23 protein-coding genes are annotated in these 25,427 nt (G+C 42.4%); 17 read left to right on the top strand and 6 right to left on the bottom strand.

Annotated elements, in window-relative coordinates; translation table 11 throughout:
- Nucleotides 1–24: 24 nt before the first annotated feature.
- Entirely contained in the window at nt 25–615 is a 591-nt protein-coding gene (locus EGM47_RS12045; protein WP_124981069.1) for a hypothetical protein, read from the bottom strand.
- Nucleotides 616–871: 256 nt separating this feature from the next.
- On the opposite strand from EGM47_RS12045, the gene paaE reads away from it, so the two are divergent.
- The 9 genes from paaE to EGM47_RS12000 all read left to right on the top strand — a co-directional run bounded on the left by paaE (nt 872) and on the right by EGM47_RS12000 (nt 7,776).
- Nucleotides 872–1,948 (top strand): 1,2-phenylacetyl-CoA epoxidase subunit PaaE, encoded by a 1,077-nt coding sequence (gene paaE / locus EGM47_RS12040; protein WP_124981068.1) that lies wholly within the window; start codon nt 872–874, stop codon nt 1,946–1,948.
- Nucleotides 1,949–2,041: 93 nt separating this feature from the next.
- Nucleotides 2,042–2,995 (top strand): 1,2-phenylacetyl-CoA epoxidase subunit PaaA, encoded by a 954-nt coding sequence (gene paaA / locus EGM47_RS12035; RefSeq protein WP_124981067.1) that lies wholly within the window; start codon nt 2,042–2,044, stop codon nt 2,993–2,995.
- 38 nt (nt 2,996–3,033) lie between these two features.
- A complete protein-coding gene (gene paaB / locus EGM47_RS12030) occupies nt 3,034–3,318 on the top strand; it encodes a 1,2-phenylacetyl-CoA epoxidase subunit PaaB (protein WP_124981066.1) in 285 nt (94 codons plus the stop codon).
- A gap of 137 nt (nt 3,319–3,455) precedes the next feature.
- Complete coding sequence (gene paaC / locus EGM47_RS12025) at nt 3,456–4,256, top strand: 1,2-phenylacetyl-CoA epoxidase subunit PaaC (protein WP_124981065.1); 801 nt, start codon at nt 3,456–3,458, stop codon at nt 4,254–4,256.
- A gap of 23 nt (nt 4,257–4,279) precedes the next feature.
- Nucleotides 4,280–4,771: a 1,2-phenylacetyl-CoA epoxidase subunit PaaD gene (gene paaD, locus EGM47_RS12020; protein WP_206052170.1), complete on the top strand. Its 492-nt coding sequence runs from the start codon at nt 4,280–4,282 to the stop codon at nt 4,769–4,771.
- Nucleotides 4,772–4,822: 51 nt separating this feature from the next.
- Nucleotides 4,823–5,605: an enoyl-CoA hydratase-related protein gene (locus EGM47_RS12015; RefSeq protein WP_124981063.1), complete on the top strand. Its 783-nt coding sequence runs from the start codon at nt 4,823–4,825 to the stop codon at nt 5,603–5,605.
- Between the two features lie 54 nt (nt 5,606–5,659).
- Complete coding sequence (locus tag EGM47_RS12010) at nt 5,660–6,841, top strand: 3-hydroxyacyl-CoA dehydrogenase NAD-binding domain-containing protein (protein ID WP_124981062.1); 1,182 nt, start codon at nt 5,660–5,662, stop codon at nt 6,839–6,841.
- Nucleotides 6,838–7,368 carry a DUF1697 domain-containing protein gene (locus EGM47_RS12005; protein ID WP_164510881.1) on the top strand — a complete coding sequence of 177 codons (531 nt, stop codon included), beginning with the start codon at nt 6,838–6,840 and terminating at the stop codon, nt 7,366–7,368. The genes EGM47_RS12010 and EGM47_RS12005 overlap by 4 nt, the downstream gene beginning before the upstream one ends.
- Nucleotides 7,369–7,371: 3 nt before the next feature.
- Nucleotides 7,372–7,776 carry a PaaI family thioesterase gene (locus EGM47_RS12000; RefSeq protein WP_124981212.1) on the top strand — a complete coding sequence of 135 codons (405 nt, stop codon included), beginning with the start codon at nt 7,372–7,374 and terminating at the stop codon, nt 7,774–7,776.
- 54 nt (nt 7,777–7,830) lie between these two features.
- Here EGM47_RS12000 and EGM47_RS11995 read toward each other — a convergent pair whose 3' ends face one another.
- A complete protein-coding gene (locus tag EGM47_RS11995) occupies nt 7,831–8,256 on the bottom strand; it encodes a hypothetical protein (RefSeq protein WP_124981060.1) in 426 nt (141 codons plus the stop codon).
- A gap of 79 nt (nt 8,257–8,335) precedes the next feature.
- Between EGM47_RS11995 and argS the strand changes: the two genes are divergently transcribed.
- Nucleotides 8,336–10,120, top strand: a complete 1,785-nt coding sequence (gene argS / locus EGM47_RS11990; RefSeq protein WP_124981059.1) for an arginine--tRNA ligase — start codon at nt 8,336–8,338, stop codon at nt 10,118–10,120.
- A gap of 19 nt (nt 10,121–10,139) precedes the next feature.
- The gene (locus EGM47_RS11985; protein WP_164510880.1) at nt 10,140–10,544 is read left to right on the top strand and encodes a peptidase associated/transthyretin-like domain-containing protein; all 405 of its coding nucleotides are present in this window, start codon (nt 10,140–10,142) and stop codon (nt 10,542–10,544) included.
- Nucleotides 10,545–10,587: 43 nt separating this feature from the next.
- Here the strand turns inward: EGM47_RS11985 and EGM47_RS11980 are convergent, their stop codons facing one another.
- The 3 genes from EGM47_RS11980 to EGM47_RS11970 all read right to left on the bottom strand — a co-directional run bounded on the left by EGM47_RS11980 (nt 10,588) and on the right by EGM47_RS11970 (nt 16,727).
- Nucleotides 10,588–12,015: an SDR family oxidoreductase gene (locus tag EGM47_RS11980; RefSeq protein WP_124981057.1), complete on the bottom strand. Its 1,428-nt coding sequence runs from the start codon at nt 12,013–12,015 to the stop codon at nt 10,588–10,590.
- A gap of 126 nt (nt 12,016–12,141) precedes the next feature.
- Nucleotides 12,142–15,825, bottom strand: a complete 3,684-nt coding sequence (locus EGM47_RS11975; RefSeq protein ID WP_124981056.1) for a M1 family aminopeptidase — start codon at nt 15,823–15,825, stop codon at nt 12,142–12,144.
- 2 nt (nt 15,826–15,827) lie between these two features.
- Nucleotides 15,828–16,727, bottom strand: a complete 900-nt coding sequence (locus EGM47_RS11970) for an ABC transporter ATP-binding protein (protein WP_124981055.1) — start codon at nt 16,725–16,727, stop codon at nt 15,828–15,830.
- A 152-nt stretch (nt 16,728–16,879) separates the two neighbouring features.
- On the opposite strand from EGM47_RS11970, the gene EGM47_RS11965 reads away from it, so the two are divergent.
- From EGM47_RS11965 to EGM47_RS11940, 6 genes are all read left to right on the top strand, one after another.
- Entirely contained in the window at nt 16,880–17,038 is a 159-nt protein-coding gene (locus EGM47_RS11965) for a YqaE/Pmp3 family membrane protein (protein ID WP_124981054.1), read from the top strand.
- Nucleotides 17,039–17,146: 108 nt separating this feature from the next.
- Nucleotides 17,147–17,860 carry a lipoyl(octanoyl) transferase LipB gene (gene lipB, locus EGM47_RS11960; RefSeq protein WP_124981053.1) on the top strand — a complete coding sequence of 238 codons (714 nt, stop codon included), beginning with the start codon at nt 17,147–17,149 and terminating at the stop codon, nt 17,858–17,860.
- Nucleotides 17,861–18,109: 249 nt separating this feature from the next.
- Complete coding sequence (locus tag EGM47_RS11955) at nt 18,110–19,318, top strand: DUF4856 domain-containing protein (RefSeq protein WP_124981052.1); 1,209 nt, start codon at nt 18,110–18,112, stop codon at nt 19,316–19,318.
- A gap of 197 nt (nt 19,319–19,515) precedes the next feature.
- Nucleotides 19,516–20,634, top strand: coding sequence for an imelysin family protein (locus tag EGM47_RS11950; protein WP_124981051.1), 1,119 nt, complete (start codon nt 19,516–19,518; stop codon nt 20,632–20,634).
- A 71-nt stretch (nt 20,635–20,705) separates the two neighbouring features.
- Nucleotides 20,706–22,088, top strand: a complete 1,383-nt coding sequence (locus EGM47_RS11945; protein WP_124981050.1) for an HTTM domain-containing protein — start codon at nt 20,706–20,708, stop codon at nt 22,086–22,088.
- Nucleotides 22,078–24,492, top strand: coding sequence for a TonB-dependent receptor domain-containing protein (locus EGM47_RS11940; RefSeq protein ID WP_124981049.1), 2,415 nt, complete (start codon nt 22,078–22,080; stop codon nt 24,490–24,492). The genes EGM47_RS11945 and EGM47_RS11940 overlap by 11 nt, the downstream gene beginning before the upstream one ends.
- Before the next feature lie 26 nt (nt 24,493–24,518).
- Here the strand turns inward: EGM47_RS11940 and EGM47_RS11935 are convergent, their stop codons facing one another.
- Nucleotides 24,519–25,319 carry a class I SAM-dependent methyltransferase gene (locus tag EGM47_RS11935; protein ID WP_124981048.1) on the bottom strand — a complete coding sequence of 267 codons (801 nt, stop codon included), beginning with the start codon at nt 25,317–25,319 and terminating at the stop codon, nt 24,519–24,521.
- Nucleotides 25,320–25,427 lie beyond the last annotated feature (108 nt).

Genomic DNA, 25,427 nt, shown 5'->3' with positions numbered 1-25,427 from the left:
CAATCATCTCTACAATAAATGGATTCAATTGGGAGCCAACTCCTCTTCGGTGGGGGTCTGCCCTGTATCTGAGTATCTATTGATCAGTTCTAAAATTTCCTCTGGAGAAAGGTAGTACCTCCTCATCCGTTCTTTGTAGGTGTCAGAAAGACTGGTGTGGTTAAGAATAAAATTTTTGGTCTTTAGAATGTAATCCCCCATCCCGTGGCGTACAGCAAAATCATCTGCCGCACGTTCTACTTCTTGAATATGAGAGGGAGAATACAGATATTTTAACCCAAGAATAAGCATTCCCCAACTGCTTTTTGACCGATAATCCATCACATGACCCAATTCATGACCTAACCATCCGATCAGGACTTCGCTGGGTATTTGATCAATAGTGAAAACATGATTTTCTACTTTAAACTCTTTGCTGATCAGTATGATATAAGCGCGGTTTTTGCGGGATTTTAAAATACTGGCATAGGTAGGTTGCGCCTGCATAAAGTTCTTTCGCACCATATCATTGAACTTGAATTCGATAGCAGTGTTACGCAATTCGGGATAATAGGACATGGCTTGTTCAGCTTCTGTTCGGATGGAATCTGGAACCTTTAATTTGGGGTAACTCATGGCCGCAATATACTGAGCAATCGCAGGCGAGCACGTGAACGTCCCGTTAAACCTTCACGGCTGTATCTTATTTTTTGACCGATATTGGTTAAACACTCCTACATTTGAGAGGAAGAGTGCCAATCAATAGCTTCAGTTGTCATCATTACAAAATGATTACTAAAGTAGGCTGATGAGTGCTATTGCATAATTTCAACCAATTTTGAAATCAAACTAACAAGTGTTAGTTTTGTATGGATTAAACGACCAAGTTACTGTGAGCAGATTCCACGATATTCAATTAAGCGATGTATATAAAGAGACCAATGATACCACGGTCCTTACATTTGATGTTCCAGATGAACTCAAAGAAGAGTTTCGTTTTCGACAGGGGCAATTTCTGACCTTAAGAGCTAGAATCAACGGAGAAGACGTCCGTCGTAGCTATTCTTTGTGTAGCAGTCCGCTTGATGATGAATGGAAAGTGGCGGTAAAAGAGATTTTTGATGGTAAATTCTCCACTTATGCCAATCGTGAGCTCAAGGCAGGTGACCGATTACAAGTTGCTGCTCCCAGTGGTGATTTTGGGATCGACTGTGAGGCGGAGAGCGAAGCTAAGAACTATATCGCCTTTGCTGCGGGTAGTGGTATTACCCCTATGCTTAGTATCATCAAAACTCATTTGGCCCAAGAGCCTCATGCCAAATTCAAGTTATTTTACCTGAATCGCACCGTTAAATCCATTATATTTAAGGAAGAGTTGGAGGCTTTGAAGAACAAATACTTCAACCGATTGGAGGTATTTTATTTCTTGAGTCGTGAGCACCGGGATATTCCTTTGTTCAACGGGAGGTTTGATCAGGAAAAATTACAGGTGCTAACCCAAACCTTGATCAATGCCCCGCATACAGATCACGCTTTTATTTGTGGTCCAGAAGAAATGATCTTTTTGATCCGTGACGAACTGGTAGCTGCTGGAATGAAAAAGGAAAATATACATTTTGAACTTTTTGTCAGTGGTTTAAGTGAAGAGGATAAGGCCAGAGCTGCCAAAGCTTTGGAGAAAAAGGTAGACGGTGTCGATGTTACAGTGATCGATGGAAGTAAAGAGTTTCATTTTGTCCTGGGCGAGGACCATGATAATGTGCTGGATGCAGCTATTGCCGCAGGAGCAGATTTACCATTTGCTTGCAAAGGTGGTGTTTGCAGTACCTGTAAGTGCAAGGTGAGGGAAGGAAGCGTGGAAATGAAAGTAAATTATGCACTGACCGAAGAGGAAGTAGAAAAAGGATTTGTGCTGAGTTGTGTCAGCGTGCCAACCAGTAAAAAACTAGTGGTGGATTATGATGTGTAGTCGGTATTCGCTTTCGCGAAAGCGCAGTTACCCCATCAACCATCCATCTATTGTTGAATTGACCTTGTCAAATGGTCTTAAAAACACAAAAAAATGAGTGAAGCAGAAATAAAAAATTTGGAAGAACAGTTTGAGGCAAAAATCGCGGCAGATGAAAAAATCGAGCCGAAAGATTGGATGCCTGAAAAGTATCGCAAAACCCATATACGCCAAATTTCCCAACATGCACATTCAGAAATTGTAGGTATGTTACCAGAAGGGAACTGGATTACCAGAGCGCCATCCCTACGTCGTAAAGTAGCCTTGTTGGCCAAAGTACAGGATGAGGCGGGTCATGGACTTTATCTATATAGCGCCTGTGAAACCCTGGGGATCTCCAGGGAGCAGATGTACGAAGACCTGCATTCCGGGAAAGCCAAATATTCCTCGATCTTTAATTATCCAACACTTACCTGGGCGGATATAGGAGCCATTGGATGGTTGGTAGACGGTGCTGCAATTATTAATCAGGTACCCTTATGTAACACCAGTTTTGGTCCGTATGCCAGAGCTATGGTTCGGGTATGTAAAGAAGAGAGTTTTCACCAGCGCCAAGGTTATGAAATCATGTTGTCGTTGTGTAATGGAACGGAAGAACAAAAGCAAATGGCGCAAGATGCATTGGATCGATGGTGGTGGCCCTCGCTGATGATGTTGGGGCCTACAGATGCCGCGAGTACACATACCGAGCAATCGATGAAGTGGAAACTCAAAAGAAAAACCAATGATGAGTTGCGCCAGCAGTTCGTTGATCAAACCGTACCCCAAGCTGATATTCTGGGCTTGACCATTCCTGATCCTGAATTAAAATGGAATGAAGAAACTGGCCATTACGATTTTGGTGAAATTGATTGGGACGAGTTTTGGCAAGTAGTGAAGGGTCATGGCCCGATGAATAAAAAACGCCTTGAAGATCGAAAAAATGCTTGGGAAAATGGTGCCTGGGTACGCGAGGCAGCCACAGCCTATGCCCGCAAACAAAATGATCGAAAAAGCAAGTCAGCTTAATAACAAAATTGGTTGAAACACCGTCAAAATCTGACCTTATGAAAAATGAGATCCCATTGTGGGAAGTATTTATCCGCTCAAAAAATGGCCTGGAACACAGACATTGTGGAAGCCTACATGCTGAAGATGCAGAAATGGCACTGAATAACGCTAGAGATGTATATACCAGACGCAGTGAAGGAGTGAGCATCTGGGTGGTGGAAAGTAAACATATTACGGCTAGCAATCCAGATCAGAGTGCTGAGTTGTTTGAACCCGCCAATGATAAGGTTTACCGTCACCCCACCTTTTACGACTTGCCAGATGAGGTAAAACACATGTAGAAGCTTGAGGAAATTGCCACACATTGTTTCAACAAGCAGTAGTCGGTGGCATGTCTAATGGAGACCGCTGGATGTGGAACTTGCTTTTCATCATTACGCTGCTATAATGCATCTATCAATTTCTTGAACACAGTATCATGAAACCTATTAAAGAATTAAACCCTACATTCCTTACCCAAGAGGAAAATAAAGAGCACTTGATTAATTACCTGTTAGAAACGGCAGATAATTATCTCATCCTAGGTCAACGTCTAGGTGAGTTATGTGGCCATGGCCCCAACTTAGAACCTGATATCGCGATCACCAATATTTCCTTGGATCTTTTGGGTCAGGTGCGTAGTTTTTATCAGTATATCGCTCAATTAAAAGCCAATCAGACCACAGAAGATGATATCGCATTTTTGCGCAAGGAACGTGAATATAAAAATGTGCTGTTGGTTGAGCAGCCGAACACGGATTTTGGATATGTGATCGTCCGACAGTACTTTTTTGACGTGTACAATAGAATGTTTCTCAACGCCTTGCAACAAAGTGCTGATGAAACCTTAAGATCTCTAGCCTTTAAGGGAATCAAGGAGGCTGCCTACCATGAACGTTTTTCAGGCGATTGGTTAAAACGATTGGGTGATGGTACAGAAGAAAGTCACCATAGGGTGCAACAGGCCGTAGATGATCTGTGGATTTATACAGACGAACTCTTCCATTCTACTGCCTCCAGTAAAGCGATGATGGAAGCAGGGGTTGCGCCCGACATGTTGCAATTGCGAGAATACTATTATGAAAAAGTAGAACAATTGCTGGAAACGGCGACCCTCAAAGTCCCAGAAGTAGAATACTTTCAAAAAGGCGGAAAAAAAGGAATGCACAGCGAGTACATGGGTAGAATCCTGGCCGAAATGCAATACATGCAACGTACCTACCCCAATAGTCGCTGGTAAATTAAATTCTTCAACTGAGCCCCATGGATGTCAACATCGATAAAGAATTACTTCCCATTTTGGAATCTGTAAAGGATCCAGAGATTCCCGTGCTCAATGTGATTGACCTGGGAGTGATCAGGGAGGCACAGCGAGATGGGCAGAAGGTGCATATCAAACTCACGTCTACCTATAGCGGTTGTCCAGCTATGGATGTGATTGGGGATGATTTGGAACGCGCTTTCGCGAAAGCGGGTTACCAGACCAATATCGCTCTAGTGATGAGTCCGCCGTGGACCACTGATTGGATTACGGAACGAGGCCGTCAAGCCTTGGAAAAATACGGAGTCGCTGCCCCATTGGAGGAGTCGGCTGATAAAGCTGCACTATTGGACGGTGAAAAAGTAGTAGCTTGTACCAATTGTGGTTCAAAAAATACTAGGCTGGTAAGTCAGTTTGGATCTACCGCCTGCAAAGCCATGTTCCAATGCAATGATTGCCAGGAGCCTTTTGATTACTTTAAATGTTTAAAATAAAATGAGCCGTGCCCAATACCTAGTGGCTCGATATTCCTTACCCAATAACTTATGTCTGACACCATTCAATTTCAAATCAACAATGCTGTGGCTACGATTACCCTTAATCGTCCACAAGTATTTAATTCTTTTAACAAAGAAATGGCCCATGCCATGCAGGATGCTTTGGATCAATGTGCGACTCATGATGATGTGCGTGCGGTAATAATTAAGGGCGCTGGGAAAGCTTTTTGTGCCGGTCAGGATATCCAGGAAATTACTGATCCTGAACTGAATCCAGGTTTTAAAGCTATTTTGGATGACCACTACAATCCTATTGTGATGAAAATACGTCAATTGGAAAAACCTGTCGTCGCTGCGGTCAATGGTGTGGCAGCGGGCGCGGGAGCCAATATTGCTTTGTGCTGCGATGTGGTCATTGCTTCAGAGCGGGCAGCATTTATACAAGCTTTTTCAAAAATTGGATTAATTCCGGATAGTGCAGGCACATTTTTTCTTCCGCGTCTGATTGGTTTCGGAAAGGCAAGTGCAGCCATGATGCTGGCGGACAAAATAAGTGCCGTCGAAGCCGAAAAATTGGGAATGATTTATAAAGTGGAAAAATCAGACGACTTTGAATCCGCTTTTCAAAAAACGGCCGATCAATTAGCACAATTGCCTACCATCGCTTTGGCCAATACCAAAAAGGCCTTAAATGCTTCTATGACCAATGATTTAGAGGCACAGTTGACCTTAGAATCAAAATTACAGATCGAAAGTGCTTCAACCGAAGATTATCAGGAAGGTGTAAGCGCATTTGTAGAAAAACGCCAACCTGTATTCAAAGGGAAATAGAAACCTGACCAATGAATCTTTGTAGCCAACAATATACAATCAGATTAAAACTTTATGGGTATTAATAAAATAGGGATCATCGGAGCTGGAACCATGGGAAGCGGTATTGCGCAGGTAGCCGCCACGGCTGGTTGTCAGGTTCGATTGATGGACAGATCAAAGGAACAGTTGGAAAAATCCAAAACTGCTTTGGACAAGATCCTCAACCGACTCGTAGAAAAAGGTCGTATCGATACGGCAAAAAAAGACAGTATACAGCAAAATATCAGATATACAGACAACTTGGAATCACTGGCGGATAGTGACCTGATCATTGAGGCCATTGTGGAAAATCTGGAAGTCAAAACCAAATTGTTCCAACAGCTGGAGTCAGTAGTTGGAAAGGATTGCATCATAGCCTCTAATACTTCCAGCTTGAGTATGGCGAGTATAGCTGCCTCACTTCACCAGCCAGGAAGATGTATAGGAATTCACTTTTTTAATCCTGCGCCACTCATGAAACTGGTTGAAATCATCCCTGCTATTCAAACCAATCCAGTAGTAACCGATACGATTGTGGAAACGATCCAAAACTGGAACAAAACGGTCGCTGTAGCCAAGGATACCCCAGGTTTTATTGTGAACCGAGTCGCTCGGCCCTTTTATGCCGAGGCCCTTCGTATTTACGAGGAAGGTCAGGCCAGTATCGCCACCATTGATTTTGCTATGAAATCATTGGGTTTTAAAATGGGACCTTTTGAATTGATGGATTATATAGGCCATGATGTCAATTATGTAGTGACCGAAACCGTGTTTACTGCTTTTTATTTTGATCCCAGATATAAACCTTCATTGACCCAGAAAAGACTGGTAGAAGCTGGATGGTTGGGGCGTAAGACCGGAAAAGGTTTTTACGATTATACCGAAGCTGAAAGTGACCGCGCTTTCGCGAAAGCGAGCCCTGACAAATCTCCAGCCTTATTGGAAAATATCCAAAACAGAGTGCTGGCCATGCTGATCAATGAGGCGGCAGATGCCTTGTTTCTCAACATCGCCACCGCAGATGCCATCGACAATGCCATGACCAAAGGAGTCAACTACCCAAAAGGTCTGCTAGCTTGGGCCAATGAAAAAGGACTGGCCTGGTGTGTTCAACAAATGGATATTTTGTATGACCTGTATCGCGAGGACAGGTACCGATGCTCGCCCATTTTGAGGCGTATGGACAAAAACCAGCAAGAATTTGAGTTATCGTGACTGCGTATATTGTTTTTTTGAGAGGTGTCAACGTCAGCGGGAAGAATAAACTCCCGATGGCTGATCTTAGGACAGCTCTTGAAGAGGCTGGATATCATGGAGTACGCACGTATATCCAAAGCGGTAATGTTCATATAGAAAGCGCTGACAACCCGTCTGATCTAAAAGTTAAGATACAGGATGTACTACGTAACAATTTCCAACTGGAGGTACCTGTAATGATTCGGAAACAGGCTGACCTGGTACAGATACTAGCCAACAATCCTTATGCTCTGGAAACATTAGAAGAGCCTAGATTCATGAGTTTTGGATTTCTGTCTAATGTTCCCGATCAAGAGAAAATTGATGAGGTGATGTCCTATGCCAGTGAAATTGAAAAATTCGCTATCGACAATGACATTCTATATTTTTATTGCGGGACAGGTTTTGGGAAAACCAAGTTGACCAATGCGTTTTTTGAACGTAAACTGGTTGTGGACTGTACCATGCGAAACTACAATACAACAAAAAAACTAAGCCAATTTTAGATGATGGAAGCTACTCAAATTCCGCAGCATATGTTGTCCAAAGACCCTTTTTCTACCTGGCTGGGAATCAAAATCCTGTCGGTTGAGGTAGGTAAGGTATCTCTAGGAATGCAAGTACGACCAGAAATGCTCAACAGCATGGGGAAGGCGCACGGTGGTATTTCCTATTCCTTGGCAGATACAGCTTTTGGTTTTACCGCCAATACCCACGGGAAATATGCGCTTTCCATAGAGTCCAGTATCAATCACATTGAAGCCTTGGAAGCTGGAGATTTCCTCACGGCCACCTGCACTCTGGATCTACCCAAGAACAGACTGGGTTTTCATATTGTCGAGGTGAAAAGAGGAGAAGAGCTGGTAGCTTTATTCAAAGGTGTGGTCTATAGAACCAACAAAGATTGGGTGTAGAGTCAGCTCATTTACACATCGCTCATCTGCGTGTAAGTTGGCGATAAAAGACGCTTATAAATCATCAACCTGGTCATAGCCGTGGTCTGCTTTAAACCATTGCAGCTTGTCAAAAAATTGATGTATGCGTTGCTGATCTGCTTTTATCTTGACAAAATAATTGTCCCGATGAATACTGTATTCCTGTGCCAGCCCTTTGTATAAGGTCAACTTATAGAAAGGTATAGGTAGGGCATAAGTTTCCAACAACGACCTGAACCTTACTATTATTCCTTTTTGTCGGATCTCAATATTGCAGTTGTTGGCATTGTTGTCCATCACCATCAAATTATGAATTTGTATACTGGCTTGGGTTATCAACAGTTTGGGCGAACCAGACCCCTTGAGTTTCCAACGTTCTTTTAGTGTGAGGATGCCGCCTACTTCTTGTTTGATGACGCGATCGATTTTTGGGTTGTTGTAAGAGACGTTGTGCAGCATAATTCAAAGTTACTTTATTAGTCCCCACGACGGGTTAAGCCTTTCATAATTCCTATCTTTGCAGGCTTAAATTGCCGTTATGACGCTGATCCAACAACTGGAACAAAAAACAAAGGAAGCTGTACAGAGCCTTTTTTCGGTCACCCTTGAAGACGTAGAGATTACGCTTACGCGAAAGGACCAAAAAGGAGATTTTACCATTATGGTTTTTCCAATGTTGCGACACATCAAAGGCAATCCCGCCGTGATAGGTGAACAAATCGGTGCATATTTACAAGAGCATACCACCTTGGTCAGCGAGATCGAGGTGATCAAAGGATTTCTGAACATCAGTTTGGCCGATAATGCCTTGCTGGAAGACTTTAATCTTATCTTGGCTCAAGCTGATTATGGCATCCAAAAAATTAAGGAGGATCTTCCTGGCGTAATGGTAGAATACAGTTCGCCCAACACCAATAAACCCTTGCACCTGGGGCATATTCGCAACAATTTGTTGGGTTATGCCGTGGCCAATATCATTCAAGCTACAGGTAGAAAGGTGAATAAAACTCAAATCATCAACGACCGTGGTATACATATTTGTAAATCCATGTGGGCTTGGAAAGAGTTTGGTGATGGAGAAACTCCTGAAACTTCAGGATTAAAAGGGGATAAGCTCGTAGGGAATTACTATGTCAGATTTGATCAGGAATACAAAAAGGAAATAGCAGCTTTGGTAGCTGACGGAAAAACCGAAGAGCAAGCTAAAAAACAAGCACCTTCCCTGATTGCAGCGCAACAAATGCTACAGCGATGGGAAAAGGGTGACCCTGAAGTAGTGTCTTTATGGGAAAAGATGAACCAGTGGGTTTACGATGGTTTTGACGTCACCTATAAGAACCTGGGAGTGGACTTTGACAGTCTTTATTACGAGAGCAATACTTATCTCTTGGGCAAAGATGTGGTACAACACGGATTGGACAAAGGTGTTTTTGAAAAAGATCCGGACGGTTCGGTATGGATAGATCTGACCGACGATGGATTGGATCGCAAATTGGTCTTGCGCAGCGATGGAACTGCTGTGTATATGACACAGGATATAGGTACAGCGATCCAGCGTGTGAAGGACCACGATATCGATGCCATGGTTTATACAGTCGGTAATGAACAGGACTACCATTTTAAAGTTTTGTTTCTAATTTTAAAGAAACTGGGATTTGAATGGGCAGCTAACTTGTATCACCTGAGTTATGGGATGGTGGAACTGCCTTCAGGGAAAATGAAATCCAGAGAGGGAACCGTGGTGGATGCTGATGATCTTATGCAGGAAATGACGGATACCGCTCGTCAAATCGCCGACGAGCAAGGTAAATTGGACGGACTTTCTGAGAGTCAGAAAGAATCCTTGTACAACATGATTGGACTAGGTGCCCTTAAATATTTTATGCTCAAAGTTGACCCTAAGAAAAGCATGATGTTTGATCCAGAAGAGTCTGTTGATTTTCAAGGGAACACAGGGCCGTTTATACAGTACACCCATGCCCGTATCAAATCTATACTTGATAAAGCAGGATTTGACCATCAAAATCTGACGGCAGCAACAGATTTGTCGCTGACGGAGAAAGATACGGCCGTGATCAAATCTTTGCAGCAATATCCAGAGGTCATTCAAAATGCAGCCGATAAATACAGTCCGGCTTTGCTTGCTAATTACATTTATGAATTGGTCAAGGAATTCAATTCATTTTATCAAAACGTGCCTAAAATCGTTGAAGAAACAGACCAAGACCTGAAGCAATTCCGATTGATGTTGGCTTATAAGACTGCTTTGGTAGTCAAGAGCGCTTGTGGGCTGTTGGGTATTGAGGTACCTGAACAGATGTAAGTTAATTTTAAATGTAGTGATGATGAAGAATATTTTATACCTCTTGATGCTGGTCTTGTTAGCTACAGCTTGTAGTGCCAAAAAAAATATATCCCCGGATACTTCATTACTCACCATTGCAGGCAAGGATTATCCGCAATTGGTGGTATCAAAAACCAAGGATAATAAAGATCGTTCTTTGATGCGATTGGAGATTGAAAGGTACACTACAGCAACCATCAGAGGAATTGTTATTGATGCCAAAAAGGGAGATCCGATTAAAAATGCCTCTATTTATATCAAAACTGCTACAGCAGAACAAGAAGTAATTACAGACGTAAACGGCTATTTCTCTACTTCTTTGGACAATAGTATTGAGGAAATTAAGGTTGTTCATCCTACCTATGTTGATTTACAAGCGGATTTGAAGGGTTATCAATTCTAAGATAAACACTGGGCAACTAAGAATACCTGCCCCATGGAATTGCTTATTTTCCGCGGGCAATATGTCGGATCATACCAGCAAAAATGAAATAGTGAAAAGGCAACATACTGTACCAATACAACCTGCCCCAAAGTCCGCGTGGTCTGAAAGTCGCCGTTTGGTGAACAACCTGGTCTTCATCGATTTCAAATTCTAGCCAAGCCTCACCTGGAACCTTCATTTCGGCAAATAACAACAAGCGTTTCTCAGTGCGATCAGCCACCAATACCCGCCAAAAATCCAACGCATCACCTGCATAAATGGTGGTTTGGTTGGTTCGTCCTCTACGCAATCCCACTCCACCAAACAATTTGTCGATATAGCCCCTGATTTTCCACAATCCGTTGGCATAGTAATAGCCATTTCTACCACCAATAGACCAAATACGCTCCAATGCAGCGTCAGCATCTTTGGTTTTGAGTTGCTGTGCATCTTTCAAACACCCATAAGAAGGCACTTTTTTGAATTTGTTCAAATTGCGTTTAAATCTGCCGCTGACCATGGAATCCTTCCAACTACTGGCGACCTGGTTCTGCTCAATTTTGGCGAAAGCCATATCTAAAGCCTCCTGGTAAGTGTATAAAGGTATGGCCAATCGTTCAGCGAGGTCATTGGGACTAGCCACTACTTCTACAGACATGCTGTCCACTAGATTTCTAGCCAATTTAAAAGAAGTGCTGGTGACAAAATAGAGCCAATACGAGCTCAGCTTTGGCGTCATAACTGGTAACGTGATCATCCATAATTTGAGTTGGCGTTTTTCAGCATATTGTAGCATCATCTCCTTGTAGGTCAAAATACTTTTTCCGCCTATATCAAAACTCTGGTCAAAAGATTCTTTATTACCCAGGACGCCAGTTAAGAAGCTCATGACGTTACGTATGGCGATGGGATGTGTTTTGGTGTTGACCCATTTTGGCGTGATCATGACTGGCAATTTCTCGCACAAATCACGTATAATTTCGAAAGACGAACTCCCGCTGCCTACAATAATCCCGGCTCTTAGTACCGTTAGGTGAAATTTTCCTTCATAAAGGATGTCTTCCACCCGCTTTCGCGAAAGCAGATGCTTACTCAGCTGTTCCTCATTCACAATTCCAGACAGATAAATGACCTGCTGGCAGTCGGTGGCATTGACCAAATCAACAAAGTGCTGCGCACTATCGGCTTCCATTTGGTCAAAGTTTTCCGTACTCGAACTCATTGAATGGATCAGGTAATAGGCAGCCTCGATGTCTTTGGGAATTGCATCTTGATGGTCATCCTTCAAAAAATCTATCTCGATAATCTCAACCTGCTCTTTGATCTCATCGGGAACCGACAATCTTGACGCACTGCGTACCGCGCACACCACTTCATGGTCCTTTTTAAGGAGTTCATACAATAAGCGCACGCCGATATAGCCATTGGCTCCAGTGAGTAGTACTTTCATGTTCAACTAAAGGTACAACAGGAGATGTTGCTTGATGTGATAGCTCTGTTAAAACCACAGCATGAAAAAGCCTTTCTTACACATGAAACTGCACAAGAAAGGCTTTTTATTTCTAGATCAATTGGATCAATCAGCGGTGTCGGTTTCCTGCTTTTTTTCTTTAGGCGATTTACGATTATCTAGTGGATCGCGATCAATCAACTTATAATACGGATCTATACCTACTTCGACAGGTAGGGCAGGGACTGTGATTTCAAAATTGTTCTGAATATCACTTACCTTAAGTTTTTTTAGAAAAAGCACTTCTTCCTCACCCGTTTCTGGATTTTCTTCTCCAAAAACTCCTACCTCGATATAATCGGCCAGCGGTAGCGAATTCAACGTCTTTTCCTTGTCGTCCCCTGTATAGCTCAGACTATCACGTTGTACACTCGCATAGCTTTTTTCTCCCCTTTTGTCGGATCTATATTTGCTGACCAATGCTTGGATATTCACTTGATAGGTGCCATCAGTCTTGGCTTCATAAGTAGCTTCAGTTACTTCATTGTCATAGAGCGTGATCGTTTCAAACATATCTTTGATCAGATACTGTAAAGAGTCTGGTGTAACGCTTCTCAAGTCCTCGACAAATTCGGGCGCAGTGGGATAAGGAGGTCCTACAAACCTATATTTTTCCGCAAAGCGTTTGGCTACATCGTTAAATTTTTTCTCTCCTAAATAATCGCTCATGGCATACAATACTACCGATCCTTTCCTGTAGTGGATATATGGTTGGTTTTCATTGTACATCAAAGGATTTTCTTTAATGCTTTCAGAAGTACGTCCCTGTAAATAGGAGTCCATGGCATCCTTGAGAAAGTTGCGCATTTGGTTAGCACCATTTTCTTTTTCTAAGACTTTGAGCGAGCTATACTCTGATAAGCTTTCTGATAGTAGCGTAGCGCCTTTGGCTTTGGCACCAATCACTTGATGTGCCCACCATTGATGTGCGAGTTCGTGTGCAGTGACAGAAAACGGATAATCTACTACATTTTGGTCTTCGTCATCCACATTGGCGATAAAACCTATGCCTTCACTAAAAGGTATAGTATTGGCAAATGCCTGGGCAAAACTACCCATCTGTTTAGGAAACTCTATGATCCGGGCTTGACGATGCTGGTAAGGGGTATAGTTGGCATTGTAGTAATCCAATCCTTTTTTTAGTCCGTTCATCATTCGGTTTACATTGTACGTATGTTCGGGATGATGATAAATTTCCAGGTTCACACCTTTATATTTTTCACGGGTAACTTCATATTTCCCACTGAGGAATGAATAGAAGTTGACCATTTTAGAATCCATTTTATAATGAAAATGATTACGGCCATCTTCTTTCCATTCCTTGATCAAATACCCAGGTGCAATTGCCATCTGATCACCACTCGTGCTTAAGGTGGCTTCAAAATCTATCCAGTCGCCATAGTTGCTGATGTAATTGTTATCTGTAGCGCCATCGGCATATGGTGAAGGCAATCTATCTTTTTCAGGCAAGTCATATTTTTTGCGCACTTTGGGGTTGCGCAGTTCATAACCATCGTTGTATCCGATCGAGGGATAGACCGCATAATTGATAAATGTACCATTGGACAATACGGGTGAGTTGTTGTCTAAGAATTTATTGGGTTTATTATGAATCTTAAACTTGAAGATAAGGGTGTCTCCAGGTTGTAGGGCCGGTTGAAGTCGGTACATGCGGTAATCATAATCCTCGTTATCATACACGATTTCACTGCCTCGGTCCAATTCAATTTCTGTCGGATAACTAGTGAGGTTCACGTGTAAAGTGTCGATGGCCACTTCATGTTTGTTGATCATGGTATAGGTGGCCCCAGCTTTAAAATCACGCGTTTTTGGAAATATGTCCATAAAAGTATTCACTGCGACCAATCTGGGCTGCGGAATTCCTTCGTATTTACCCAACTCCCTTTCTGCTTCTACACGTCTTAACTCCCGTTCCTTCCCAGTCAGTAGTTCATTATCAATATTATTCACCTTCCAGATATACGAACCTATTCCCAGAAATGCCAGCAAGCATATACTAGAAAATATGATCAAGGGGCGGGTAGTTCTCGCTTTCGCGAAAGCGATACGACCACGGACATTTGTGCCCATTCCACGTCGGTAAAAAATAAGGGTAACAACAAAAAATATCAATGCCAGCAAGATCCAATACACCCGGTAGGTGTAGTACGTGATAAGCCCTATTCCGTATCCAGTAAAGTCTGATGGGCTGGGGGCACGCGTACTGTTGAAATCATATATCTGCTGGGATACACCTATGGCGCCTTGTAATAAAGGTATGGCAACAGCAACGATCAAGAGTATGGCTAGACCCAGCCATTTGTTTTTGACCAAGGTATGAACCAGCAAGGCCAAGAAGATCCAGGGAACATAACTCCAGACATTAATCAGAAAAGCCTGGAAAAGGTATAGATCGATCTGGTAGTCGGTAAAGCCCTGGATGCTTTGATAAACTACACCACACAAAATTAAAATCACTTGAAGTGCAGCCACCATCAAAAATAAACTGATAAACATAGCGCCCAAGAATATCCAGTTTTTGGTGGGAGTAACATCTACAATTTGATTGATATGCGCGGCTTTGGATCTGTCCATAAGGAAACCAGCGTATAAGTGAATCAATAGATAGCTAAATAAGAAGATATAGGTAGAAGGCTCTCCCAGCATCACCCAGGTTTTGGGAAGAATACTGGTTTGATAGAGCATACCCGTGTTGAACATTAACACAAATGTGAGCGCAACTGCCAAGAAACTTATAATGATAAAGGGCCATCCGAATAAAATATATCGGGTATTGTTCTTGGCCAGGTGCCAGAGCGTCTTGAGCTGTCCAGTCAACGAAAAATTAGCGGTTACACTAGGCATAATCACCCTGGCCACGCTACTGATATTTTCCTTGGTAAGTCGACTAGACTTTTTGCTTTTACCAAAACCAATCGCATGTTGAGCAAATTTGAATCTGGCGAGAATCCCTGCAAGAATAAGTAAGGAGACACCAGACCATAATAGTCGATTCCATAACATCATACCAGAAAACGGAATCAAGAGTTCGTTTTGTTCCACCGGCGTCCAATATTTGGTCATTTCAACCATGGCAACATTACCCAAAGGATCTGCCATAGCCAGCCAGAATGGATCATCCACCTGATCCACCAATGAGGTAGTGATCAATTGAATGATAATGAGGGTTAAGATGGCCATAAAGCCAATGTTCATGTTCCTGGTAAAGGTGACAATCGCAAACACAATCGCACTGTAAAACAATACGTTGGGAACAATAATCACCAAAAATGGCTGAATATAATACCAGAGGTGAAAGGGGCCTACCAGTTCAGGTTCAGCACCAGGTAAGTAAGTTCCTACCATTAAACCCAATAGCAAAGCAGCGATAGCCAACAAGTTGATGCTAAAGCCAGCCATGAATTTGGCGGTAAGGTATTCCCATTTCTTGATTGGATAGGAATATAACAGGTTGTGCATATTATTTTTAAAATCCCTGTGTATCGTGGTACCAGTAAAGGATGGGATTAATAAATAGCAAAGCAAAGCCATATTGGCCAGCAGTCCCATAATTGCCAATGGACTATTGATATAGGAATTACTGGTCACAGTGACATTATCACTGCTGAAGACTCCAGTTGCGATGGAAGTGATCAATCCACCCAGCAAGAAGAAAATAATAGTAAAAATGTAGAACAAAGGTTTTTTTAACCAAGTCCGAAACTCATGTGAGAAAATGGTAACAAACATATTTAGGCGATTTGAGGGGTTGGTACTTCCTCATGCTGGTTGAGGGTGGTGAAATAAACATCTTCTAGACTTGCTTGCGCAGGTACAAAACCTTCACCTGGCAAGGTATCGGAGTAGACCCGCACGTTGAGATCATTAGCGTCATTAAAACTGCTAGAGATGACATTGTACTGCTTTTGTAAGAGTTCGACTTGATCACGACTTGCGGTAGTTTGCCAAACTTTTCCATCCAGTTCCTGCACCAATTGTGAAGGAGTGCTTTGGCATAAGATCTGCCCGCCATTTAAGATGGCCATTGAGGTACAGAGTTCCTTGACGTCGTCCACAATGTGGGTAGAGAAGATAACGATGTGATTGGTTCCTATTTCTCTTAATACATTGAGGAATCTATGACGTTCTGCTGGGTCAAGTCCTGCAGTGGGCTCATCCACAATGATCAATTTTGGATTGTTCAACAAGAGTTGGGCGATCCCGAAACGTTGCTTCATTCCTCCAGAATACCCAGCGACATGCTTTTTGCGTACATCACTGAGATTGGTCACTTCCAGGGCTTTGTCTACAATAGCTTTGCGTTCGGATGTATTGGTAATACCCTTAAGGGTGGCAAAATAATGCAGTAAATCATGGGCGCTCATGTTGGGATATACCCCAAATTCCTGAGGTAAATAGCCTAAGGTCTTTCTGAATTCCATCTTATTGTTTAATATGTCCAGACCGTCCAGGTGAATGTTACCGCTGTCTGGCGCTTGTAGTGTGGCGATGGTGCGCATCAATGTAGATTTTCCGGCACCATTTGGTCCGAGCAGGCCAAACATGCCCGCATGTATGTCTATGTTGATGTTATCGAGTGCCTTCACACCATTGCTATATGTTTTGGAGAGATTTTTTAAACTAAGAATCATCAGATCAAATTTTATCGTTCGCTTTGTTAGTGAATACTTTAATCAAAATGTTACAAGGATCTTAAAATGATTTGGTGAAATAGGTATCTTGTAACAAAATTCCTGTTGCAAGGTCTATACAGTATAGTTCAATTTCAACCAAAACCAATTTCATGAGTATCTGGCGGGTCATTCTGACCATTATTTTCCCTCCCCTTGCGGTCATAGGTAAGGGCTGTGGTTCCATTATTATCGTTTTTATTTTAACTCTACTGGGTTGGATTCCTGGTGTGATCGCGGCTTTGATCATTCTTAACAATCCTGACCGATGACGCAAGCTTACTTTTGGGGTATGTACCAGTAGATTTACCACTATTTGTAGATGTAAAAGACAACTTGGGTCTTCCATGTTTCCCGACCCAAACACTTACCTTTGTACCATGAACAAAAGGGTGCGTTTTCAGGATCTGGGATTGAAGGATTATAAGGAGACTTGGGATTACCAAGAAGAGCTATTCAAAGCAATCCTGGATACCAAAATCAAAAACCGTCGAGCAGAGGCTGGTTTAGACACCGACAATCATTTGTTATTTGTCGAGCATCCACACGTTTACACCCTGGGTAAAAGTGGCGATTTAGATAATTTACTGGCCAACGAACAAATGCTGGATCAAATCGGAGCTACTTTTTATAAAATCAATAGGGGAGGAGATATTACCTATCACGGTCCGGGTCAAATTACTGGTTACCCTATTCTTGACTTAGAAAACTTCTTTACTGATATACATAAGTATCTCAGGTTTTTGGAAGAAATATTCATCAAAATTTTAGCAGATTACGGCCTGGAAGGACAGCGCAGTCCTGGTGAAACCGGTGTTTGGTTAGATGTAGGAACACCTTTTGCCAGAAAAATATGCGCCATGGGAGTAAGGGCCAGTCGTTGGGTCACTATGCATGGTTTTGCATTCAACGTGAATACGGATCTGGGATACTTTGACCATATCATTCCGTGTGGAATTGATGATAAAGCGGTGACATCATTGGCCAGCGAACTCAAACGTGAAGTTGATATGGTAGAGGTGAAAGAAAAAATCAAAACCTATTTTACACAGCTTTTTGAAGCCCAACTTGTCGCTGACAAGATCGGCGTCTAATGTATCAAAATCTGTATCTGTTACAGAATCCATAGAGAGGGGTCTTTGTCTATTTGGTGTAAATCTCAAACCTTCAGCGTTTTAATTAGTTATTTAGAATTATTCCATATAATACATTTATGTTGGAGGAGTAATCGATAATAAATATCAATCGAAATCCCGAACTCTTATCTTTATTTAATCTAAATAAGGGTTTTATATTTGCGGTCATCTAACAATCTTATTTATATCTAGTCTAAATAAAATATAATGAAATTGACCCAACTTAAAACTTACAGCGCTCTGTTAATGGGAGCCATACTACTGGCCTCCTGTTCCGAGGATGAAGGATCTTCTGTCAACAACTTAGTAGAAGCGCCAGCCACCTATACCTTTGAAAGAGATAACAATTCAACAGTCAACTTCAGCGGTCAGACCACACGTATCGCCATGGCCGAGGAGTTGAATTCTGCCTTAAAAAATCCAAACTTGGATGAGGCAACCCTAGACGCGATGTTTGCTCATGAAGAGGGAAATCAGGATTTTTCTGTTGGAAGTCTCAATGACTCCGACAAAAATTTACGCAGTAAAACAGCGGCTAGTGCAGATTATTTTTCAGCCAATTCTACCGATGCTGCGGCGATCAAAGCTGACTTTGACGGATTTATCGCCGGTCAGGCTAATGAGGTATTTCCTGCCTGGGGGAATACGGCAAGCCCAGGAACTCCGGGGCAATTGCAACAAGCGGGAGGAGGAACCATCAGATATATCAGCGCCAAAGGTCTAGAATACGATCAGGCTTACGCCAAATCATTGCTCGGAGCTTTGATGATGGATCAAATACTCAATAATTATCTCAGCCCAACAGTATTGGATGAAGCGGATAACCGTATGGAGAATGGACAAAAAGTAGTGGCCGAAGGAAAAAACTATACCGTCATGGAACACAAATGGGATGAAGCTTACGGATATCTCTATGGAGCCGAAGCTACACCTGCAAATCCAAGTCTGGGCCAGGATAGCTTTTTAAGTAAATACCTTGAACGTGTCAAGGCCGATGCAGATTTTGCCGGTATCGACACCGATATATTTGATGCCTTTAAACTGGGACGTGCTGCTATTGTTGCTAATGATTATGAGTTACGGGATGCACAAGCCGAAATCATCCGAGAAAAGATTTCAATGATCCCAGCCATTCGTGCCGTGTACTACCTGGAAGATGCTAAGGATGATCTGAATACAGATCCTGCCCGCGCTTTTCATGCGTTATCAGAGGCATATGGTTTTATCTATAGCCTGCAGTTTACCAGACAACCAGGAACCAACAGTCCTTATTTTTCTAAAGCCGAAGTGGATGCCTTTTTGTCTACCCTAATGGAAAACAATGGTTTTTGGGACCTAACTCCGGCAACTTTGGAGGCCATGTCCAGTCAGATTGCCAGCAGATATAGCTTTACCGTGGCTGAGGCGGCCAACTAATCGAAAATAAAAGGCTTTTGATCTGAAATGCAAAGGCCTGTCAAACAGTTTGGACTTGCACTCTCAAGCTACGAGAGCGGTGATGTCGGGAGAAAGTTGTCCACTTAACCGAATAAAGGCTTGACTGGAAATTGATGATAAAACAAATCAGAATAGCAATGGTTCCATACCTTTGCCACCCAATAAAAATAAAGTAGATGAAATTGAGAAACTTGTTATTGCCCTTACTGGCTATCTTTCTAATTCTCGCTTGCTCAGAAAGCACAGATGATGGAGGGTCGACTTCAGACGACTTTGACCGAAAAGCCTTGCTTGAAAATGCAGCCGATAACATCATTATTCCTGCGTTGACCCAACTCGTCGAGGATCTGGAAGACTTACAATTGGCACAGCAGGATTTTACTGCCACACCAAATACAACGACCTTGGCTAGTTTACGCACCCATTGGTTGGATGCCTATATGACCTGGCAGTATATAGAAATGTTTAACATTGGCAAGGCAGAAGAAATTCTCTATGCTTTTCAAATGAATATTTATCCGACTAACGTAACCGATATTAATAACAATATTGCCAGCGGTACTTACGATTTATCCATCCCAAACAATAACGATGCTGTTGGTTTTCCGGCGTTGGATTATCTACTTTTTGGCGTCGGACAGGATGAAACTGCCATACTTACAGCATATACCACTGCAACCGATGCACAAAATCGCAAACAATACCTGGCAGATCTCATCGATCGCATGCTGGAACTATCTAATGTAGTTTTAGATGACTGGAATGGAAGCTACCGGGACCAATTTGTCAATAGCACAGGTAACACCGCTACCAGTTCGGTGAATCTGCTGATCAATGACTTTATCTTTTATTACGAAAAAGGTTTGCGGGCCAACAAGATCGGTATTCCTGCAGGCGTATTTTCAACGACCCCATTGCCTGACAGGGTAGAAGCTTATTACAGTGGTGAATTGTCTAAACAATTATCACTGGCTGCTCTACATGCTTCTGAGGCTTTCTTTAACGGCCGTGCTTTTAATGGAATGGGTAGCGGACCCAGTTATGCTAGCTATGCCACGTACTTGAGAAATAACAATGGTTCTGAGGATTTGACCGCTGCCATCAACAACCAATTAGGGGTTGCCAGAAGTCAGATGAACCAGTTGGATGATAATTTTTCTGAACAAATCAGTACCAGTAACCAAATGATGACCAGAACCTACGACGAGTTGCAACGGGCCGTAGTCTTACTCAAGGTAGATCTATTGCAAACTTTGAACATCAGTGTAGATTATGTGGATGCCGATGGTGATTAATCATGAATAAATAAACGAATCGAGCTGCAGAAACCTTGGTGATCAAGTATTTTTGCAGCTCGTTTCATTTGATGAAAACTTCCCTGAAAACATATCTAAATGCCAAAACTTCTGCCGCTCCCCTGGCGGTATTCCGTATTGGGTTTGGTTTGATGATGTTCTACGGTATCCTTAGATTCTGGGCCAAAGGCTGGATCCAAAGTCTTTATATAGATCCACAATTCCATTTTAGTTACTATGGCTTTTCCTGGGTAAAACCTATAGGGGAATGGACCTATGGCTTATTTGTCATTTGCGGTCTGGCAGCCTTGATGATCGCTATTGGGTTTAAATATCGCTGGTCGATGTTGGTATTCTTTCTCAGTTTTACCTATATCGAATTAATGGACAAAACCACTTATTTGAATCATTACTATTTTATCAGCGCGATCAGTTTTCTGATGATCTTCCTTCCGTTGCACAAATACTTTTCCATTGATAGTTGGCGCACAGGAATCGCTGTATTTAAAGTGCCACAGGTTCCGCAATGGTCGGTCGATACCATCAAGCTTATGCTGGGTATTGTTTATTTTTATGCTGGTTTAGCCAAGATCAATTCGGATTGGTTGATCAGAGCAATGCCCTTAAGGATATGGTTGCCTTCCAAATATGATCTGCCTTTGCTCGGTGAGCTGATGGAACAACAATGGGTGGCCTATGCCTTTTCTTGGTCAGGAATGATATATGACCTGAGTATTCCCTTTCTGCTGCTGTACAAAAAAACCAGACCTTTCGCCTTTATAGCGGTTGTTGTTTTTCACGTGCTCACTCGCGTATTATTTCCCATCGGCATGTTTCCTTACGTCATGATCGTTAGTACTTTGATCTTCTTTTCTCCTCAATGGCATGAACGTTTCATCGGATTCCTAAAACGCGTATTAAAACCTTTGGGCTTTTTATTTTTACCGCTTTCGCGAAAGCGAAACAATCAACCTGCTCCTTTAAGACTTTCCAGTAGTATTGTGGCTCCAGTAGTGGTGGTGTTCTTTGCCGTACAATTACTCTTGCCCTGGCGTTACCTGGTCTATCCAGATGAACTGTTCTGGACGGAAGAAGGTTATAGGTTCTCTTGGCGAGTGATGTTGATGGAAAAAATGGGACATACCCAATTCAGGATTGAGGACGCCGGCGGAAGATCTTTTTACGTCAACAATGCTGATTTTCTCACGCCACTCCAAGAAAAACAGATGAGCTTTCAGCCTGATTTTATATTGGAGTATGCGCATTATTTGGGAGACCATTTTACTGGGCAAGGTTATGATGGAATTAAGGTATTTGCTGACAGTCATGTCGCCCTCAATGGAAGAATGAGCAGGCCATTTATTGATGACAGCGTGGATTTATATGCGATAGAGGAATCACTGGCGCATAAGAATTGGATTTTGGATTTTGAAGAAGAAATTGATGGATTATAAAATTTTAGTGTTGGCAATGTGTTGTTTTATTGGGCTCAACGCCCAAAACACCTATGACTCAATTGTGGTAGATGCGGTCACCAATCAGCCTGTTGAAGATGTAGTGGTGTATCAAAAAAATGCCGGCCCACTAGCGACTACCAATGCTCAAGGAAAGTTTGTCTTTGATCATCCAGCCGAGCGTCTGGAAGTGGTATTTTTCTCCTATGATTACCAGGTGTTGGAAACCACCATTGCTTCAGGAACCCTCCCGGCGACTATACGCCTGCAACCACTTTCAGAAACCTTGACCGAAATAGAGATCACCGCTCGTAAAAAAAAGATTTTTCAATTGGAACGCCTTAAAGATGTGGAAGGCACTGCCATCTACGCAGGTAAAAAAACCGAGGTGGTTCTATTGGAAAATTCTACGGCCAATCTAGCAACCAACAATGCCCGACAAATCTTTAACCAGGTTGCTGGCCTCAATATCTATCAAAATGATGATGCCGGACTCCAACTCAATATCGGAGGCCGTGGTCTGGATCCCAATCGTACGGCCAACTTTAATACCCGACAAAATGGATATGATATCAGTGCAGATGTATTGGGTTATCCCGAAAGCTACTATGCCCCACCTGCTGAATCACTGGAAAGCGTTCAGATTATTCGTGGAGCCGCATCCCTTCAATATGGAACCCAGTTTGGCGGGCTTGTCAATTTTGTCACGAAAAAGCCGAACCCTTCAAAAGCTTTTGAATTAATCACTAGAAATACCTTGGGAAGTAATGGGCTTTATACCAATTTTACCAGCCTGAGTGGTACATCCAACCGATTTAGCTACTATACTTTTTTCAATTACAAGCGAGGGGATGGATTTAGACCCAATTCTGGCTTTGAGTCTCAAAATTATTTTGGACATCTAGGATATAAAATTTCTGAAAAAACTCACCTCAGTGCCGAGTTGACCTATCTGCATTATTTGGCTCAACAAGCTGGCGGACTCAACGATCGACAGTTTAGTGATGATCCGTTCCAGAGTAATCGCGCCAGGAATTGGTTTGAAGTAGATTGGTTATTGTACAATGTGAGATTAGACCACCAGTTTTCAGAGCGTACTAACTTTTCTCTGAACCTGTTTGGGCTGGATGCCGCCCGTAATGCGTTGGGATTCCGTACCAACAGGGTGGATCAGGTGGATGCAGGAGAAGAGCGGGATTTGATCAAAGGTGATTTCAACAATTTTGGTGCTGAGGCCAAGTTACTTGGAGACTATCAAGTTGCTGGTAAAAAGGCGATTTTTCTACTGGGATCAAAATTTTATAAAGCAGATAACACCAGTCAGCAAGGACCCGGAAGCGACGGCAGTGATGCCAATTTTGATTTTCAATACGATCAGTATCCCAATTATCCCAACCAAAATTCCTTTATCTATCCCAACCTGAACCTGGCATTTTTTGGAGAGAATATTTTCTATTTATCCGATAAATGGTCATTGACCCCAGGATTCAGGCTTGAGTTTATCAAAACTGAAAGTGACGGTTTTAGAAGGTTAGTACGTTTTGATGCTGCTGGAAATGTGATCCTTAATGAGCGTATTGATGAAAACCTAGTCAATGAGCGCAGCTTTGTATTATTAGGACTTGGGTCCAGCTATAAACCCAATTCTAAACTCGAACTCTACACCAACGTATCACAAAACTATAGATCCGTTACCTATACAGATATCAGTACCGTCAACCCAGCTTTTGTGATTGATCCCGACATTGCTGATGAAAGAGGTTTTACCGCCGACTTAGGGGCCAGAGGAACCATTGATAAGTCCATTTCCTATGACGCCAGTGTATTTGGTCTATTTTATAATGACCGTATCGGATTCCGTCCGTTTGTGGATGATGGCGGAAGGGTGAAAAGTCAGCGTACGAATGTAGGGGATGCCTTCATTTACGGTCTGGAAAGTCTGGTGGAATTGGATTTGAACCAACTGATCTTTCAAAAAGACCAACTGATTACCACTATTTTCTTCAATACCTCTCTGGTCGGTTCTGAGTATTTACGATCTGAAGAAAGCGGTATAGAAGGCAATCGGGTCGAATTTATCCCTGAGGTCAATTTTAAGACAGGTGTCAAGCTGGGCTATAAAAATTTCTTGGCCAGTTTACAGTATTCTTATCTGTCCGATCAATTTACGGATGCCACCAATGCCAATGAAGGCAATTTAAGCGGTGTGATTGGTGCTATTCCTGCCTACGATGTGTTGGATTTTTCGGGTTCTTATAAGTTTAAAAACTTGAAGCTGGAAGCTGGGGTAAATAATTTATTGGATAATATTTACTTTACCAGAAGGGCTACGGGTTATCCTGGTCCAGGAATAATTCCCTCACCTAATCGTAATTTCTATTTGACCTTAGAGGTCAAGATTTGATTTAGATTTGTCGGCTATCAGTGGCTCTAATGAGGTTTCACAGCGCTCAATTCAAAGATTGTTGGGTAGTATGGATCTTTGAGATAGTATAGTCCATCGTCTCGTTTGGTCATGTCAGGAAAAACATCATAAGGGCTACCATCGTGTTCCTCAACATGCTGAATGCTCAGACCAACATTTATTAAGGCTTGAATAACAGTGGACAATCCATGATTCCAGGTATATTCTTTGGAAACAATTTGTGATGTTGGGTCTGCATAAGTTCCAGTGTACTCTTCATAAATCGTCTTATGCCGATTGTAATGGTATTTCAGTTGCGGCGGTGATGAGGTGTAATCATACATCCATGCGATGGGATGGAACTCTGCCATGTAAAATACACCGCCTGGGCAAAGTCTTTCAGCGATCATCTGTGCCCAGGGTTTTAAATCAGGTAACCAGCCGATGACGCCATAACTAGTAAATACGATGTCAAACTGTTCTGATATGAATTGGGAGGTATCCAGTACGTTACAGCAAACAAATTTGGCGGGAATATCCAACTCATGACTCAGCTTAGTAGCTATCGCAATGGCTTCATCAGACAGATCGATTCCAGTTACTTTGGCTCCACGATGTGCCCAGCTCAAGCTATCCTGTCCAAAATGGCACTGGAGGTGCAATAGGTTTTGACCAGTCACATCTCCCAAAGCATTAAGTTCGTAATAGTTGAGGGAATTTTTCGCTTTCGCGAAAGCGGATTGATCATAGAAATTGCTTTCTAAATGAACACGGGCCTTTTTATTCCAGGTAATTTTGTTGACAGAGAAGAATTCTTCACGTTCCATGCAGATGATTTTGCAGACAAATTAATACAAAATCAGTAGTATCTAGTTAGGCCAGTGATTTTAAACAGGATCAGTGCTGGACAGTCGGAGGGTGAAGGTTTATCTTTT

This window comes from Nonlabens xiamenensis (assembly GCF_003865345.1).
Classification (GTDB): domain Bacteria; phylum Bacteroidota; class Bacteroidia; order Flavobacteriales; family Flavobacteriaceae; genus Nonlabens; species Nonlabens xiamenensis.
The sequence above is the reverse complement of the archived record's forward strand: the minus strand, read 5'-3'. Positions and strand labels throughout refer to the sequence as shown.